Origin of the sequence: Spiribacter sp. SSL99, from assembly GCF_009805925.1 — a bacterium.
Classification (GTDB): domain Bacteria; phylum Pseudomonadota; class Gammaproteobacteria; order Nitrococcales; family Nitrococcaceae; genus Spiribacter; species Spiribacter roseus.
On record NZ_MAOM01000017.1, the window covers coordinates 148816 to 164992 of the forward strand.

General features: G+C 65.3%; 15 protein-coding genes. 8 read left to right on the top strand and 7 right to left on the bottom strand.

Translation table 11 applies throughout. The features are described from left to right. The first annotated feature begins 2 nt into the window (after nucleotides 1-2). The 5 genes from urtB (at nucleotide 3) to BA899_RS06435 (ending at nucleotide 5330) form a co-directional block, all read left to right on the top strand. Entirely contained in the window at nucleotides 3-1619 is a 1617-nt protein-coding gene (gene urtB / locus BA899_RS06415) for an urea ABC transporter permease subunit UrtB (RefSeq protein ID WP_159300106.1), read from the top strand. 75 nt (nucleotides 1620-1694) lie between these two features. Beyond that, nucleotides 1695-2753 carry an urea ABC transporter permease subunit UrtC gene (gene urtC, locus BA899_RS06420; protein WP_198515278.1) on the top strand — a complete coding sequence of 353 codons (1059 nt, stop codon included), beginning with the start codon at nucleotides 1695-1697 and terminating at the stop codon, nucleotides 2751-2753. Continuing rightward, nucleotides 2750-3586, top strand: coding sequence for an urea ABC transporter ATP-binding protein UrtD (urtD, locus tag BA899_RS06425; RefSeq protein WP_159300107.1), 837 nt, complete (start codon nucleotides 2750-2752; stop codon nucleotides 3584-3586). Before urtC ends, urtD begins: the two co-directional genes overlap by 4 nt. 3 nt (nucleotides 3587-3589) lie before the next feature. Continuing rightward, nucleotides 3590-4279: an urea ABC transporter ATP-binding subunit UrtE gene (gene urtE, locus BA899_RS06430; protein WP_110882619.1), complete on the top strand. Its 690-nt coding sequence runs from the start codon at nucleotides 3590-3592 to the stop codon at nucleotides 4277-4279. A gap of 52 nt (nucleotides 4280-4331) precedes the next feature. Then, nucleotides 4332-5330, top strand: coding sequence for a YafY family protein (locus BA899_RS06435; protein WP_144348395.1), 999 nt, complete (start codon nucleotides 4332-4334; stop codon nucleotides 5328-5330). Here BA899_RS06435 and BA899_RS06440 read toward each other — a convergent pair. Genes BA899_RS06440 through BA899_RS06460 form a run of 5 tightly spaced genes read right to left on the bottom strand, consistent with a single transcriptional unit; the run spans nucleotide 5311 to nucleotide 12922 of the window. After that, entirely contained in the window at nucleotides 5311-7092 is a 1782-nt protein-coding gene (locus tag BA899_RS06440) for an ATP-binding protein (RefSeq protein ID WP_159300108.1), read from the bottom strand. The two genes, BA899_RS06435 and BA899_RS06440, sit on opposite strands and share 20 nt — an antisense overlap. 20 nt (nucleotides 7093-7112) lie before the next feature. Next, nucleotides 7113-7625, bottom strand: a complete 513-nt coding sequence (locus BA899_RS06445; RefSeq protein WP_159300109.1) for a hypothetical protein — start codon at nucleotides 7623-7625, stop codon at nucleotides 7113-7115. Further along, the gene (locus tag BA899_RS06450) at nucleotides 7612-9738 is read right to left on the bottom strand and encodes a response regulator (RefSeq protein ID WP_159300110.1); all 2127 of its coding nucleotides are present in this window, start codon (nucleotides 9736-9738) and stop codon (nucleotides 7612-7614) included. Before BA899_RS06450 ends, BA899_RS06445 begins: the two co-directional genes overlap by 14 nt. After that, on the bottom strand, nucleotides 9735-10859 hold the full coding sequence (locus BA899_RS06455) for an FIST signal transduction protein (protein WP_159300111.1): 1125 nt from the start codon (nucleotides 10857-10859) through the stop codon (nucleotides 9735-9737). The genes BA899_RS06450 and BA899_RS06455 overlap by 4 nt, the downstream gene beginning before the upstream one ends. Further along, nucleotides 10859-12922, bottom strand: coding sequence for a bifunctional diguanylate cyclase/phosphodiesterase (locus tag BA899_RS06460; protein ID WP_159300112.1), 2064 nt, complete (start codon nucleotides 12920-12922; stop codon nucleotides 10859-10861). Before BA899_RS06460 ends, BA899_RS06455 begins: the two co-directional genes overlap by 1 nt. Nucleotides 12923-13017: 95 nt before the next feature. Here BA899_RS06460 and BA899_RS06465 point away from each other — a divergent pair, with 95 nt between their 5' ends. Continuing rightward, the gene (locus tag BA899_RS06465) at nucleotides 13018-13356 is read left to right on the top strand and encodes an Hpt domain-containing protein (protein WP_159300113.1); all 339 of its coding nucleotides are present in this window, start codon (nucleotides 13018-13020) and stop codon (nucleotides 13354-13356) included. Here BA899_RS06465 and BA899_RS06470 read toward each other — a convergent pair. Further along, entirely contained in the window at nucleotides 13331-14209 is an 879-nt protein-coding gene (locus tag BA899_RS06470) for a YihY/virulence factor BrkB family protein (RefSeq protein ID WP_144348389.1), read from the bottom strand. The two genes, BA899_RS06465 and BA899_RS06470, sit on opposite strands and share 26 nt — an antisense overlap. Before the next feature lie 155 nt (nucleotides 14210-14364). Between BA899_RS06470 and BA899_RS06475 the strand changes: the two genes are divergently transcribed. Together BA899_RS06475 and BA899_RS06480 are read left to right on the top strand one after the other, a co-directional pair. Continuing rightward, complete coding sequence (locus tag BA899_RS06475; protein ID WP_200833073.1) at nucleotides 14365-14706, top strand: DUF423 domain-containing protein; 342 nt, start codon at nucleotides 14365-14367, stop codon at nucleotides 14704-14706. Nucleotides 14707-14741: 35 nt separating this feature from the next. Further along, nucleotides 14742-15641 (top strand): hypothetical protein, encoded by a 900-nt coding sequence (locus tag BA899_RS06480; protein WP_159300114.1) that lies wholly within the window; start codon nucleotides 14742-14744, stop codon nucleotides 15639-15641. 29 nt (nucleotides 15642-15670) lie between these two features. Here the strand turns inward: BA899_RS06480 and BA899_RS06485 are convergent, their stop codons facing one another. Beyond that, nucleotides 15671-16141 carry a hypothetical protein gene (locus tag BA899_RS06485; protein ID WP_110882635.1) on the bottom strand — a complete coding sequence of 157 codons (471 nt, stop codon included), beginning with the start codon at nucleotides 16139-16141 and terminating at the stop codon, nucleotides 15671-15673. Between the last annotated feature and the right edge of the window lie 36 nt (nucleotides 16142-16177).

Below are 16177 nucleotides of genomic sequence, written 5' to 3' on the forward strand. Positions count from 1 at the left end.
TCATGAAACGCTTTGCCCGATGCATGCTGGTCAGTCTGCTCATGGCCCTGGGTCTGACGGCGTCGCCCGCCGGGGCGGCGGATGACGGGGCGCTGGTCTCGAGTCTGCGCCAGCTCAATGAGGGAAGTTTTGATGACAAGGCAGCGGCGGTCCGCACGATTGCCGAGAGTGGCCACCCGCGGGCAGTGCCCGTGCTGCAGGCCCTTCTCGACAGCCGGCTGTACTTTCGGATCGGGGGTGGCGAGATCGTCATCGCCGACAGCCTTGATTCGGGATTCGCGGTGACCGATCCGCTCAGTGGCGAGCGGGTCGGCGAAGCCTCGCAGTACGAAATCCGCCGGGTGAGCATCAACAACGCAGTTCGCACCGAAGCGCGCAAGATGCTGGCGCTGGCGGGACTCTCCAGCCCCGATCGCCAGGCGCGTAGCGAGGCGGTCGAGCGCCTGCTGGAATCCCCCGACCCGGCGATTGCCAAGCGCATGGAGGGCCTCGTCGCGGAGGAGCCCGTCGATGCGATTCGTCGGGATATGTCGTTGGTCATCGGCCTGGCGCGCCTTGATTCCCCCGACGCAGCGATCCGGCTGGAAGCGCTGGAAACACTGGATGGCTCGCTGCGCAATCGGGTGCGCAATGAGGTGCGGCGGCTGGCACAAAATGACCCCGATTCGGCCGTCCAGGCCCGTGCCGCTGAGATCCTCACCGGCATAGAGGAGCGGCGGGATCTCTGGGGACTGGGCGAGCAGATCTTCTTTGGTCTGTCGGCGGGATCGGTCCTCATGCTCGCCGCTTTCGGGTTGGCCATCACCTTCGGGGTGATGGGCGTCATCAACATGGCGCACGGCGAGCTGATCATGCTCGGCGCCTACACCACCTATGTGGTCCAGCTGTTGATGCCCAATGCAATCGATTATTCGCTGTTCGTCGCGATTCCGGCGGCCTTCCTGGTCACCGGGGCGTTTGGCGTGGCCATCGAACGCGGAGTCATCCGGTTTCTGTACGGGCGGCCGCTCGAAACGCTGCTCGCCACCTTCGGTATCAGCCTGATCCTCCAGCAGCTGGTGCGGACGGTGTTCTCGCCACTCAACCGCCAGGTGAGTACGCCGGATTGGATGAGCGGCGCCATCGAGGTCAATGCGGCCCTCAGCCTGACGCTCAACCGGCTCTATGTGATTGCGTTCGCGTTTCTGGTGTTCGGGTTGCTGCTGTTGCTGTTCAAGCGCACCACGCTGGGCCTCAAGGTGCGGGCGGTGTCACAGAACCGCGCCATGGCGCGGGCCGTGGGGGTCAGTTCATCGCGCATTGATGCACTGACCTTCGGCCTGGGGGCGGGTGTCGCCGGCCTTGCCGGTGTCGCGCTGTCGCAGATCACCAATGTCGGCCCCAATATGGGTCAGGCCTACATCATCGACTCATTCCTGGTGGTGGTGTTCGGGGGCGCCGGTAGTCTCTGGGGCACACTGGTCGGCGGGCTGTCGCTGGGCGTGCTCAATAAATTCCTCGAGCCCGAAACCGGCGCCGTTCTCGCCAAGGTGCTGGTCCTGGTGTTCGTGATCCTGTTCATCCAACGCCGCCCGCAGGGACTGTTCCCCCAGCGTGGTCGCGCGGCATCGGAGGGCTGAGGCATGGCGACCCCGCAATCCTCGGCCACCCGGCTGATTCCCGAGCGCCCCTGGCGGCGGCTGCTGCATGGCGACATGGGTGGCCGGATACTGCTGGGTGCGCTCGCGGTACTGATTGTCGTGATACCGATCCTCAACCAGGGGGTATCGCCGTCGTCGTCGTTTCATGTGAGCGACTACACCGTCAATCTGCTCGGCCGCTATCTGTGCTTCGCCCTGCTGGCGCTGGCCCTCGATCTGGTGTGGGGCTATGCGGGCATTCTCAGCCTGGGGCATGGTGCGTTTTTTGCCCTGGGTGGATATGCCATGGGCATGTACCTGATGCGCCAGATCGGCGACCGCGGGGTCTATGGCGATCCGGTGCTGCCGGATTTCATGGTCTTTCTGGGCTGGGAGCAGTTGCCGTGGTTCTGGTACGGCTTTGATCAGTTCTGGTTTGCCGCGTTGATGGTCCTGCTGGTGCCCGGCGTGTTCGGCTTCATCTTTGGCTGGCTCGCGTTCCGTTCGCGGGTCACCGGGGTGTATCTGTCCATCATCAGCCAGGCGATGACCTATGCCCTCATGCTGGCGTTTTTCCGTAATGAGATGGGATTCGGCGGCAACAACGGCCTGACCGACTTCAAGGATATCCTGGGGTTCAGCCTTTCCGATCCCCAGACACGCCTGGCGCTGTTCGTGGCCTCAGCGCTCGCGCTTGGGCTGGCCTATCTGCTCTGTCGCATGGTGGTCCGCTCGCGGGCCGGCCGTGTCGTCCGGGCCGTGCGCGATGCCGAGCCACGCACACGCTCGCTGGGCTATCGCACCGATCACTACAAACTCTGGATCTGGACGCTCTCGGCGATGCTGGCCGGACTGGCCGGGGCGCTTTATGTCCCCCAGGTGGGGATCATCAATCCGAGCGAATTCTCACCGCTCAACTCGATTGAGATCGTGGTCTGGGTGGCGGTGGGCGGCCGCGGCACGCTGTACGGCGCGGCACTGGGGGGCGCGCTGGTCAATTATGCCCAGACGCTGTTGACGGCGATGATCGCCGAGCTCTGGCTGTTCGCCCTGGGCGGGCTGTTCGTCGCGGTCACCCTGTTTTTCCCGCGTGGACTGGTGGGCCTTTTCAGGCGCCGGGAGGACCGCTCATGAGCCTGTTGGACAGACCGCGCGAGGTCATGCGCCGGGATCGGGTGTTCGACTTCATGATGCCGGACCCCCTCGAGGCGGGGCGCCTCGATACCCGTCATGGCCCGATCCTCTACCTCGAGGACGTCACCGTCAGCTTCGACGGGTTCAGGGCGCTGGATGCCCTGACCCTGTACATCGATGTCGGCGAGCTGCGCTGCATCATCGGGCCCAATGGCGCCGGCAAGAGCACCATGATGGACGTCATCACCGGCCGCATCCGGCCCGATCAGGGGCAGGCGTGGCTGGGCCAGCGCCTGGATCTGCTGCGCATGCAGGAGACCGACATCAGTCGTGCCGGGATCGGCCGGAAATTCCAGAAACCGACGGTATTCCCCGAGCATCGGGTGGTCGAGAACCTGGAACTGGCCATGGCCGGCCCGCGCGGTGTCTGGTCCACACTGCGCCAGCATCTCGACGGCGAGTCGCGGGATCGTATCGATTCAGTGCTCACCGAGATCGGGCTGCAGTCGGCCGGGCATTCGCGTGCCGGGCAGCTCTCCCACGGCCAGAAGCAATGGCTGGAGATCGGCATGCTGCTCATGCAGAACCCCCAGGTGCTGCTGGTCGATGAGCCGGTCGCCGGGATGACGCATCAGGAAATGGACCGCACCGGCGAGCTGCTGCAGCGTCTTGCGGGTCGCCACTCGGTGGTGGTGGTCGAGCATGATATGGACTTTGTGCGCTCCATCGCCCGCACGGTTACCGTTCTGCACCAGGGCTCAGTCCTTGCCGAGGGGTCCATGGATGCCGTCCAGGCCGACCCCCGCGTGGTCGAGGTGTATCTCGGAGAGTAGGGCATGCTGTCGATACGCAAGCTGAATCAGTACTACGGCGAGAGCCATACCCTCTGGGATGTGGACTGCGAGGTCCCGGCCCAGGGCTGTACCTGCCTGATGGGCCGGAACGGCGTCGGCAAGACCACGGTGCTCAAGACGGTGATGGGCCTGCTGCCGGCAGCATCCGGAGAGATCGAGTTCGATGGTCGCCGCATCGAGTCGCGACCTGCCGAGCAGCGCGCCCGTGGGGGCATCGGTTATGTCCCCCAGGGCCGCGAGATCTTCCCCCTGCTCAGCGTGGAAGAGAACCTGCGGGTCGCCCGGACCTCGGTGGGCCGCCGTGACATCCCGACGCTCGTCCACGAGCTGTTTCCGGTGCTCCATGATATGCGCCACCGCCGGGGTGGTGATCTTTCCGGCGGGCAACAGCAGCAGCTGGCGATTGGGCGGGCTTTGTGTCTGGAGCCCCGGCTGCTGATCCTCGATGAGCCCACCGAGGGCATTCAGCCCAATATCGTCCGCGAGATCGGTGACGTGATTCAGCGATTGAATCGTGATCAGGCAATGACCGTGCTGTTGGTCGAGCAGAAGCTGCCCTTCGCCCGTCGCACCGCGGATCACTTCGTCATCCTCGACCGTGGCCGTTCGGTGGCGGACGGCCGTATGGACGAGCTGGGGGACGATCTTGTCCAGCGCTACCTGACGGTGTAGCCGATTGGCGTTAGGCTAGGTAGGCAGAGACCGATTCACGGATGGAATCGCGATGACCGACACCCTGTTACGTCAATGGCTCATGCTTCGGCACATACCGCGCTATCCGCGCAAGATCACCGCGCAGGCGCTGCGTGATCGCCTGGCCGATCAGGGCTACCCCACCACCGAGCGCACCGTGCAGCGGGATCTGCTGCGACTCTCCGGCGAGCTGTTCGGCCTGTCGCTGGACGACCGCTCGCGGCCCCATGGCTGGTCCTGGGATCGCGACGCCATCCAGCTCGACATCCCCGGTATGGAGCCGCAGACGGCGCTCGCCTTCAAACTCGCCGAGCATTTCTCGGGTCAGCTCATGGCGCCGGCGACCCTGAATGCGCTCGAGCCCTATCTGCAGCGTGCCGCCGATGTCCTGGCCGATACCGCCAGCCCGGTGCGCACCTGGCCGGACAAGATTCATGTGGTGCCGCGGGGGCAGACCCTGATTGCGCCGAACATCGATCCAGACATTCTCGAGACGGTGTACGCCGCCCTATTCAATGACCGGCAACTGGACGCCCGCTACCAGCGCCGCTACGACGGGGCGGTCCGCGATTATCGTCTGCATCCGCTGGGGATCGTTTTTCGGGATGGCGTGGTGTATCTGATCTGCACGCGCACCGGCCGCGATGGGGTGGTGCAGATGGCGCTGCACCGCATGCAATCGGCAAGTGCCTGCGCGGAGGCGGTCGAGCGACCGGCGGATTTTGATCTGATGGCGTATGTGCGCGCCGGTGCCCTGGATTTTCAGCTGAGCGCCGAGCCCCTGGCCCTGGAACTGTTGCTGGAGCCTGCCACGGCGGTCCATCTGGAAGAGACACCGCTCAGCGAGACCCAGCAGCTGGAGGACACCGATGACGGGCGCATCCGCCTGACCGCTCGAGTTGCTGATACCGCCCAGCTGCGCTGGTGGTTACTGGGGTTGGGGGATCAGGTCGAAGTCAACGGCCCGCCGGCGCTTCGCGGTGACATCGCCGACCGGCTTGCCCGCGCGCTCAGCCGCTATCCGGGCTGACCGGCAGATGGCGCTGGAGCGTGGCGCTCAGTTCGCCGACATTGACCGGCTTTTTGACCACCGCCTGCATGCCCGCATCCAGACAGCGCTGCTCGTCCTCACCCAGGGCATTCGCGGTCATGGCGATGATCGGCAGTGTCGCACCCTGCGCCCGCAGCCGGCGTGTGGCCTCAAGCCCATCCATGACCGGCATCTGCATGTCCATGATCATCAGATCAAAGGTCTCGGCTGCGAATTGATCGAGCGCCTCGCGACCATTTTCAACCACGACGACGGAATGCCCCAGGTTCGAGAGCATCTCGCGCGCCACCAGCTGATTGACCGGGTTGTCCTCCACCACCAGGATCCGGCCGGTTCGGGTCGCTTCCGCACCGGGGACGAGCGGGTCAGCCGGCGAGGCCTGCGGTGTCGATGAAACGACGATCGGCAGTCGCAGGTGCACCGCAAAGTGGCTGCCCTGGTCCAGCTCACTGTCAATGTGGATCGCACCGCCCATCTGCTCGATCAGTTCGCGACTGATCACCAGTCCCAGCCCTGAGCCCTCATGGGCCCGGGTCAGCGATGTGTCGACCTGGGAGAAGGGCTGAAAAAGCGTTGCCTGATCCTCGGGACGGATCCCGCAGCCGGTGTCGGTCACATGAAAGCGCAGATCAACGTGATCGGTGGCTGGCTCGGCCTCGACGGTCAGCGCGACATGACCGCGTTCGGTGAACTTGAAGGCGTTGTTGAGCAGGTTCATCAGTACCTGGCGCAGCCGATCGGGATCGCCGCGGACGTCACCCAGCGCTTCGGGATAATCGCAGCGGAAGGCCACCGGAGCGCTCTGGGCCTGGATCCGGTAGCCCCGGCAGAGGGTCTCGAGGAAGTCATCCAGACAGAATGGCCGGGGCGTCAGCGCGAGTTTGCCCGCCCGAATGCGCGAGTAATCGAGGATGTCGTTGACCACCGTGAAAACGGCATCCGCACTGGCCCGCAGCGTCTGCAGATAGCGATAGGCGCGGGACTGCGGAGTGAGCTCCTGCTGGATCATGTCGGTCAGGCCGAAAATGCCGTTCAGCGGCGTGCGCACCTCATGACTGATAACCGCCAGGAACTCCGTCTTGGCCTGGCTCGCCTGCTCGGCCTCGGCCCGAGCCGCCTCCAGCTCGCGGTTGGAGGCCTCCAGCGAGGTGCGCTGACGGCGCAGCTGTCGGACCAGAAGCAGACCGGCCAGCATTGCCAATGCGGCAAGAACCAGCACCGTCTGAATCATCCGGATCTGCCCTTCACGGCTTTTCTGGCGCTCGCCGGCAAAATGCCGATTGGTTGAGAGGATGAGATCCCGCGTACCGGTCTGGATCTGCCGCAGCGTTGCCAGAAGCGGTTCCCGGCGCTCGCCGAGATTCTCTGCGCTCAACGCACTGATCCGCTCGTCAAGTGACTTGATGCGCTCGAGCAGGGCGTTGATGTTGCTCTCGCGAACCTCGACCGACTGAATCAGGTCGGCCACCTGACCGCGCTCGAGGACATTGATGCGGCTGTAGAGGATATCGTAGTTGAGCTTGACGTCAGCAATCGTCGCGGGCGTCGCACTCAGCAGCGAAATCCGCAGGCTCTTCAGTTCGCGGTCGAGCTGGAACGTGGCCCAGACCGCATCCTCGAGGAGCACGTCGTCGAGCGCCCGCTGTTTCTGCAGCATCATCACCCCGACCGCCATCAGGGCAAAGAACAGCACACCCAGCGCGATCAGGGTCGAGAAGCGTTTATGGAACGTCAGGCCCACATGAGCACCCTGCCCGGCGTCTATTCGACGCGAAGCCGGTTGACCTGCCAGACAGAACGTCCGTATATGGTCTCCCGGTGGAGTTCCGGGTGGCCATCGAACGGGTAGATGACAAAGATCGGCCCGCGCTCGCGCACACTCATGCGCTCGCCGTCCTTGTGGGTGGCGAGGATGACGTCATAATCGCGGAAGTTGCTGACCGGGATTTCGGCGCTGTAGTCGTTAAGGGCGATTGCCGTGACCTGTTCACCGCCAGCGTCCACCGCCTCCAGCACCGCCCGGGCGAGCGGGCCGCTGAAGGTTCTGACGCCCTCATGCCAGGGCGTTTCGGTTTCCAGTGTCCGACCCTCGAGTTCGGCGAGCATCGCGGCGTCGAATACCGCCTGATCGCCCTGGTTGGTGGTGCCGATATCCCCACTCACCGTGAGGATGGCCCGGCCTTCCGGCGCCTCCAGGGCGCTGGCGGGGGCGCTCCAGAGGCCCAGCAGCGCCAGGATGCCGATCAGTGCGGCGGTGGATCTAGATCGGGTCATTGGAAGTCTCCTCCTCGGTTGGGCGACCGGCTGCCGCCTGACAGACCCGGTCGATCTCGGCCTTGAGCCGGTCGGCATTGAGCGGCTTGGTGACATAGCCCTCCATCCCCGCCGCAGCGTAATGCGCCTGATCGCCCTGCATGGCATTGGCGGTCACGGCCACGATGGGGGTGTGCGGGCGTTGCGCCTGCCGCTCCAGGTCCCGGATATGACGCGCTGCCTCAACGCCATCCATGCCGGGCATCATGATGTCCATGAGAATGACGTCAAACCGCGCTTCCTGAAAGCGCGCCACGGTCTCCTCACCATTGGTGGCGGTCTCGAACGACAGGGCATTTTTCTCGAGCAGCTTCTCGGCCAGCAACCGGTTGACCGAGTTGTCTTCGGCCAGCAGGACATGCAGGCCGGCGAGGCGCTGATCGCGACTTTCAGCTGACCCGGGGGATTGCGCCGGGTCCGGGGCGGATGTCTGCAGTAGCGTCCGGAGCGTCTGCAGTGACAGAGGCTTGGTCAGTGGTTGTGGCACCCCCAACCGGTCCGCCTGTCGGGCCGCCTCCGCATCCAGCGTGCCGGTGACCAGCCGTAGGGGCGTGCCGGCGGTCTGCAGGGCGCGGATCGGTCCGAGGGCGTTGTCGGCATCGGCCATTGCACTCAGCCGGGCATCCATGAGGACCAGATCGAATGCTGAGCGGGCGGCAGCGGCCGCCTCGCCGATGTCGCGGGCTTCCACCGCCTCGACCCCGAGGGTTTCGAGCAGGGTCCGCGCCAGAGTGCGGTCTCGGGGGTCATCATCGATGATCAGAACGCGCCGTCCCTTCGGCTCGCTGGCGCCGCCGGCCTCTTCCTGTGGTGCATCCGCCGGGCGGAGGGGCAGGTCGACGCGCATGACCGTCCCTCGACCTTCCTCACTGGTCATCGTGATCTGGCCGCCCATCAACTGAGTCAGTTGCCGGGTAATGGCGAGCCCCAGTCCGGTGCCTTCGAACGGGCGGTCATTGGCATTGCTGGCCTGTTCAAACGCATCGAACACATGGCGCTGGCGATGGGGCGAAATGCCGACCCCGGTATCCGAGACCGTTAACGCGACCGGCAGCACGCCATCCGTACCCGGGCCGCGCGCCGTCGCCATCCCGACGCTCAGTTCGACATGGCCCTCATCGGTGAACTTCAACGCATTACTGAGCAGGTTGTCGATGATCTGCTGCAGACGCATCGGGTCCAGCATCAGCCATCGGGGCAGTTGCGGGTCGAGGGTGCAGTACAGGCGGACCCCACGGGTCAGGGCCCGGGGGGTATGCGCCTGGACGATCTGACCGATCAGGGTCGGGAGATCGCAGTTCTGCGGGCGGAGTTCGAGCTTGTCGGCCTCGACTTTCGACAGATCAAGGACCAGGTTGACGATTTCAAGCAGGTGATCGGCGCTGTTGCGGGCCAGATCGATGTACTGGCGCTGGTCGGTCTGCAGTGGCGTCTCCGCCAGCAGATCGAGCATCCCGAGCACGCCATTCATGGGAGTCCGGATCTCGTGGCTCATATTCGCCAGGAATTGGCTCTTGGCGCGGCTCGCCGCCTGCGCCTGGTCGATCTGGTACTGCAGTTCGCTTTCGTACAGGCAGGCCCGGGCGGCAGTGGCGAGTTTTTCCATCAGCCCTGCCAGCGACATCAGCAGGCTGTGCGTAAAACCGCTACCGCGCCGCCGCAGCAGCAGGATCCCGAAATTCGGCAGATCCAGGACATAGTCCTCGCCGTCGCCGGCGTGATTGGGGAGACGGGCGGGCAGACGCTCAGTCAGGCGGGGCAGCGCAGTGTCCCGATCGGGGAGTTCCAGCCAGTCGATGAGCTGCTGGAAATCGGACTGTCGGGTCAGGGTGCGCGGCAATGCCAGTGAATAGCGCCACTCCAGCGTGGATGAACCAGGATCGTCCACGGCGGCTGACGGCGTGTACTGCAGCACGCAGCCGCTCACGCAGTTGAGGATGCGCAGCATCTTCCGCAGGCTTTCGGTGAGCATCTCGTCGAGCTTGAGACTTTGGCCGATGGAGATCGAGATCTCGTAGAGCAGATCCGATTCGGGGATGCCGTGGGTGTGGGATGAGCGCATCCGGTCGTTCATTGATCGAGGATCGCGTAGACGATGCTTTTATTGAGGAAGTCGAGATAGTCGCGCCCGCTGTTGGCGATCTCGCCCAGGGTGAACGCGCCGTGGACCGGCGCCCCGCCCCCCACGGCATCCAGTTCGCGATCCAGGTCGGCATCCAGAAACAGCACCCGTGAGATGCAGTCAAAGAGCAGGGCAGTGTCGATGGAGCGCTGCGGGTGCGCCGTGGTGGCCTCGCTCCGTGCATCACCGGCCGCGGTGAGCAGGGTATCCATGTCGCCATTGAGCAGCCGGATACGACAGCCGGCGGGCACTTCACCCACACAGACGATCTCACCTGCTTCATTCATCATCAGCGGGTCGCGGACCACCACCTCCGCGCCGTAGCGCGCGATGCCCAGCGGATAGGATTTGGCGATCGAGAAGAAGTTATCCGCGTCAATCCGCTCGCCCCCGTGGGCGAAGACCTCGCGGGCATAGAGTTCGGCCGCCGGCTGCCAGTCGATGGTCCTGACCCGATTGCCCTCACTTTCGGTGACGGTCATGGTCTCGCTGATGGGCTGCCAGCCATGACTGACGCCAATGGCACTGGGCAGCGCCAGCCGGGCTATGAGGGCACTGTCGGCATGCAGCCCTTCAGGGGTGATGATGCAGGGCGACTGTTGCAGGCTCAGTGAGCCGGCGCCCCCGCCGATAAAGTTGTGCTCGAGGCCAAGACTGAAGAAAAGCGCCTCGATCAGGTCGCTGGTGCGGGCGGCCAGGCCATCGACCACCACCAGGTAGGTGGCGTCGTGGGGCTCGTCGGGCCAGGTGTCCGCGAAGGCTGAGATGGCCGGCTCGAACGCCGTGTCGGGCGCGCTCAGGGTGTCGATGACACCGTAGTCCGGAAGGTGATCAAGGCCCACCACCAGGGTACCCTGTTCGTGGCTTTTGCTGGCATAGGCAATGGCCGGGAAAATCCCCCCCAGCAAGGGCAGCGGCGAAGCGCTGATGGCGTCGTTCATCGCCCCGGCCGGCAGGTCGTTGCCATCCGCGGCAAACACCAGCGCGGCGCGCACGGTCGGGTCGGTGTGGAGCCGGTTGATGGCCTCGCCAAGGCCCGTCACCGTGCCGGTGGGATCAAATTCGACGTGCATCAGTCCTCCTCTTTGGACAGGGCGGCCAGTAGACCGGCACAGGCGTCTGCTTCCATGGGCCGATGGATCAGGAACCCCTGGATGGCATCGATTTCAAGGGCATGCAGGTAGTCGCGCTGGCGCTGGGTCTCGACCCCCTCGGCAACGGTCTTCAGTCCGAGCCCATCGGCCAGCAGCGTCATTGAGCGGATCACCGAGCGGTTACGCGGATCATCGGCCACCGCCTCAATAAAGCGCCGGTCGATCTTGAGCGTATCCATCGGAAACCGCAGTAGCGATTCATACGACGAGTGACCCGTGCCGAAATCATCGATGGCGAGCCGGAATCCGGCCGCGCGGAGTTTCTCGAGGGTGCGTTGACTGGCATCCGGGTCCTGCATGGCCATGCTCTCGGTGATCTCGAGCTCGAGCGTCCGTGGATCGATGTGGTGGCGACGGGCGATGCGGGTGATGCGCTCGGCGAGGTCCCCGCGCTCGAACTGCTGAGCCGAAATATTCACGCCCATCACCAGTCTTGCGTCTGATTCATGCCAGATCGCCAGCTGTCGGCAGGCCTCATCGAGCACCCACTCGCCGACCTCCGCGATCAGCCCGTTTTCCTCAAGCAGGGGGATGAAGCGGGCCGGCGGGATCACCCCATGGACCGGGTGACGCCAGCGCAGCAGCGCCTCCACCCCGTTGAAACGCCCACCGCTGAGGGGTTGCTGGAGCTGGTAGACGAGAAAGAACTGGGCCTGACCCAGGGCTTTGCGGATATCGCTTTCAAGGCTCAGCACGCCGGTTTCATCCACCGCGCCAATGTCCCGATAGAACATCACGCGGGGTTGGCCGCGACGGCTGCGACTGAACTGTTGGGCCTGCTGCGCGTGACTGATGAGTGTGTCAGCGTCGCTGGCATCATCCGGATGGAGGCTGGTGCCGGCGGAGAAGTCCACAAACACCTCTTCGCCGGCCACGGACAGCGAACGGGCCAGCGGCGCCAGCCATTGTTCATGGGTGTCGGCCGGCCCATCAACGGCGGCGACCGGCGCGGCGACCACGAAGGTGTCGATCTCCAGCCGTCCCACCAGCGCATTGCGGGGCAGGATCTCCTTGAGACGCTGGGCGAAGGTGGCAACGACCTGATCCCCCGCGTTAATGCCCAGCAGCGTGTTGACCCGACTCAGTCCGGTGAGGCCGATGGCAGTGATCGACCAGTGTTGCCGACCGTGCTGGCGGATGCGGTCGCCGAGCAGTCGGTTGAACAGGCGTCGCCGTGGCAGATCGGTGAGTTCGTCGTATTCGGCGAGATAACGCGCTCGATCCTCGAAAGCGCGCAGCGCGGTCACATCCTGAAAGGCGCCAATCAGCCAGGACGGGCCGGCGCCGGCCTCACTCTGCAGTCGCAGGATGGTCGGCTGGTCGTCGCGCAGCCACAGGGTGAACTCGACGTCGACGCCGCGGCCGCCAGCGACGGCCGAGTCAAGGGCCGCCTCCAGCCGGTAACGGTCGTTGTCGGCCGTCCGTTCAATCAGCGCCTCGCGGCTGGCCGGCAATCCCTCGCATTCGAGCAGATCGGCCGCCTCGGCCGACCACTGCAGATGCCCCGTCGCCGGGTCGTAGCGCCAGAAGCCGAGCCGTGCCATCCGGCAGGCGGTGGCCTGCTCGATCTGGGCGTCGGCCAGCGCCTGGGCCCGTTCCGCGGCCGCAAGGGCGTATTTGACCCGTTCGATGAGCAGTGCCAGGTTGACCGGCTTGGTGATGAAATCGGTCGCGCCGACGGTGAATGCCCGGTGTATGGACGGCGTGTCATCCAGGGCGGTCAGGATCAGGATCGGTACATCGCGGTTGGCCGGGCCGGCCTGCCCGAGGCGGACCGTTTCGATGAACGCGAACCCGTCGCGGCCCGGCAGGTTGACGCTCGCCAGCACCAGATCCGGCGCATCCGCCTGCATCGAGGCGAGCGCCTGATCGGCATTGTCGGCCTGCTGGATGATATAGCCATTCTTGCTCAGACCGGCTGAGGTCATGAGCTGGATGGTGGGGTCATCATCCACGATCAGGAGTGTCTGTGGGCGCAGCATCAAGTTTTCCCGTCGGGCGCTAGTGATCTCGGGTAGTGTAGACTCGGCGAAGGACGTTGCAATAGGCCGTGGACGCAGAAGGGTACGCCAAGCATATGTTTTCCGAAGATTTCGATCGCGAAGCGGGGCTGGCCTGTGTGGATGGCGACGCGGCGCTGTATGAATCGGTGCTGGCCGTATTCCATCAACAGCTCAGGGATGACTTTGCGGCGTTGCCCGATCACCTGCGCGGCGAGCCCGATGAGGCGGTCGCCCGGCAGGTGCACTCACTGAAGGGATCAGCGGGATCGGTGGGCGCGAAACGTCTCGAAGCCAGTGCGACCGCGGTGGACCGGCGCCTTAAATCGGGCGACGGCGAGCTCGATGAGGCGCTCGTCGAGGAATTGGCCGCAGCGCTGCAATCCGCGATCAATTCGCTCGAGTCGCCGCGCTGAGGGGCGTCCACAGCTGCATGGCCCGCGTCAGCGTTGCACCAAACAGCAGGATCAGGGCCGAGCCATAGATCCACAACAGCAGAACCACCAGCGAGCCGGCGGCGCCATAGGCTGACCCCGGTGCCGTGAGCGTCAGATAGGTGGCCATCAGCTGCCGACCCGGCATGAACAGCACGGCGGTGATCAGCGCGCCGGGCAGGACGTCGCGCCACGCCATCCGGGTGTCGGGCAGAAACCGGAACATGGCGGCAAACAACAGCGTCATCAGCAATACCGTGAACGCCGCCTCCAGCGGGGCGATCAGGCTGATGTCAAATGCCAGCCAGTCGGACGCGAAATGCGCGATGGCCTTCAGCGCCACCGACGAGGCCAGCGAGATCAGGAAGCTCAGTCCGAACAGGGCGACGATGACCAGCGACACCAGCCGGTGACGGACCAGCACCAGCAGCTGCCGGCGGCGCGTGGCCTGCGGCGGCACTTCCCAGATGGCGTTCAGCGAGCGCTGCAGCTGGGCGAACACCGCGGTTGCGCCCGCCGCCATCGCCGCCAGCCCCGCCAGGGTGGGCAGCCAGCCGCCGCGCTGGATGCGCACCTGCGCCACCATTTCGCGGGCCGCCTGAGCGGCTTCGGGACCGATCAGGGCCTGCACCTGCGCGACGATACGCGTCTGCGCCGCCTCGGGTCCCAGCACCATACCGGCTCCGGCGATCATCAGGATCAGAATGGGGGCGAGCGAGAAGAGTGTGTAGAACGCGAGGGCACCGGCACTGCCGAGGGCGTTGTGCGACTGCCAGAGTCGGCCGGCCTCGAGGATGACCCGCAGGGCGTTCTTGCTGACGGTTTTAAGGGGCATGGTCGCGGATTCCGCCATCGATTGCCGGCTTCGGGAATTTTCGCATAGACGTCGGTATCATACCCGGCACGGACGACAAACCCACCATCCCGTTCAGGCGTCGAGGGGAATACTCAGTGCGTATCTTTCTTTTACTGGCTGGTCTAATCGGGCTTGTGTCGGTGGCTTTCGGGGCCATCGCCGAACATACCATCCGCCCGGCGGTGGACGCGGAATACTTCCGTTATCTGATGACCGGCGTGCGCTACAACCAGGTCCATGCGGTGGCGCTGCTGGCGCTCGCCTTCGGCCTCGGCCTGCCGCTTGCCGACGCCACCCGCGGGCGTGTGCAGATTGCCGCGTGGCTGATGGTGGTGGGCACGGTGCTTTTCAGCGGCAGTATCTACCTGGCGGTCTCCCTCGACGTCATGGCCATCACGTACCTCACACCGGTAGGGGGTACGCTGCTGATGGGCGCCTGGCTTGCCCTGATCTGGGCGGGCTGGAAGGCCCAGTAAACCGGTGATGAGAACCGTCAGCCTGCCTGTCGCCCATGGTTGATCCCGGCTTGGCACTGCTTGAAGAACTGGCCGAACTGCTGGAGCGCGAGCCCGACACCCGCGTTGCGATGAACGATCGCATGCTCCAGGTCCAGCGCGAGCAGACCAGCAGTGACATCAGACTGCGGCGGGTTCACGGCGTGGGCGTGGATGCCGGAGTCCGCTATCCGGCCGTTGACGTCAGCACCACGCTCAACGGCAATATTACCGCGCCCTCCAATCCGCGTATGCGGGCCTATCGGCTCAACCCCCAGTGCGCGATCGGTGCCGTGCAGTCACGCGCGCCCGGCGGTGTTGAAGCGGTGGTTCTCGGCAGTCGGATCTGCATTGACAGTGAGGTACCCTGGTCGGCCACCGGGCGCCACCTGGTGCGCCTTGCGGTCACGGACGCCGGGGGGCACCTGTTCGTCGACTGCGTTGCCGGCGAACGCACCCTGGCGCGTGCCGGCATGGGCGTCTGGCGCAATAGCATCCAGGGCATCCGCCCCACCGAGACCGACGGCTGGCGCGTGCTACGACGCACGGCCGACAGCCTGTGGGCGCAGCCCCTGGGATGGCCTGGCGTTCGCGGGGCAAGAATCGGAATCGCCGTGCAGGGCAACAATGCCCGCGTTGGCCGCGGGCTTGAGTATCGCCTTGAAATGCCCGCCACCGATACCGATGCGGAGGCGCTGGCCGCCTACTGCGATGCGCTCAACCAACAGGAGTGGGAGACCGCCACCGGTGCCCCGCATATCGGTGCCTGGTCGGTGACCGAGGCGGGGCAGTGCTGCTACCGGGCCAGTGTTCCGGCAAGGCTCGGCCGGCGGATGCCCGATCTACCCCGCCAGCTGCTGGCCACCTCGGGGGCACGGGCCAACGCCGCGATGGCGGTGCAGGCAATGCGGGACTAGCCGCGTCCATCCACCCCCGGGCGGTGGCTTCAGGCCGCTGCGGTATAGCGATCCAGCTGCCGGATATCCTCATCGCTCAGGTGCATCCAGAAGGCCGTTACCATCGCATTGCGGCGCGCCCGCCCGGCCTCGGCCTCCAGTGGGATGGGCCACTCCAGTGACTCACCCGGTTGAATGGCGGCGCGCTCGAGCAGGGCCCCGGTGAGGCGGGGGGTGAGCGTGACCGCCTGCAGGATCGTGCACTCGACGGGCCACTGGTAGTGGGCCGGCGCGCGCGTCTGGGTGGCGAGGGCCAGCGGATCCCGTTCGCCGCTTTGAAAACGCCGCCAGCCCCGGAGGACGGTTGGTTCGGTCAGGCGGCGCTTGCGTGCCGAGTGCTGGACTGCATCCAGGGCCAGCAGCAGATCGGCCTTGCGCGGATTGATCAACAATTGCCGACCGCCGGCCAGTTCCTGGTAGAGACGCTCGGATATCTCGGGGCGGATATAGTCACGGGCCATCGGGTGCGCTCCTGCCGGGGATGTTGGCCGAAGCGT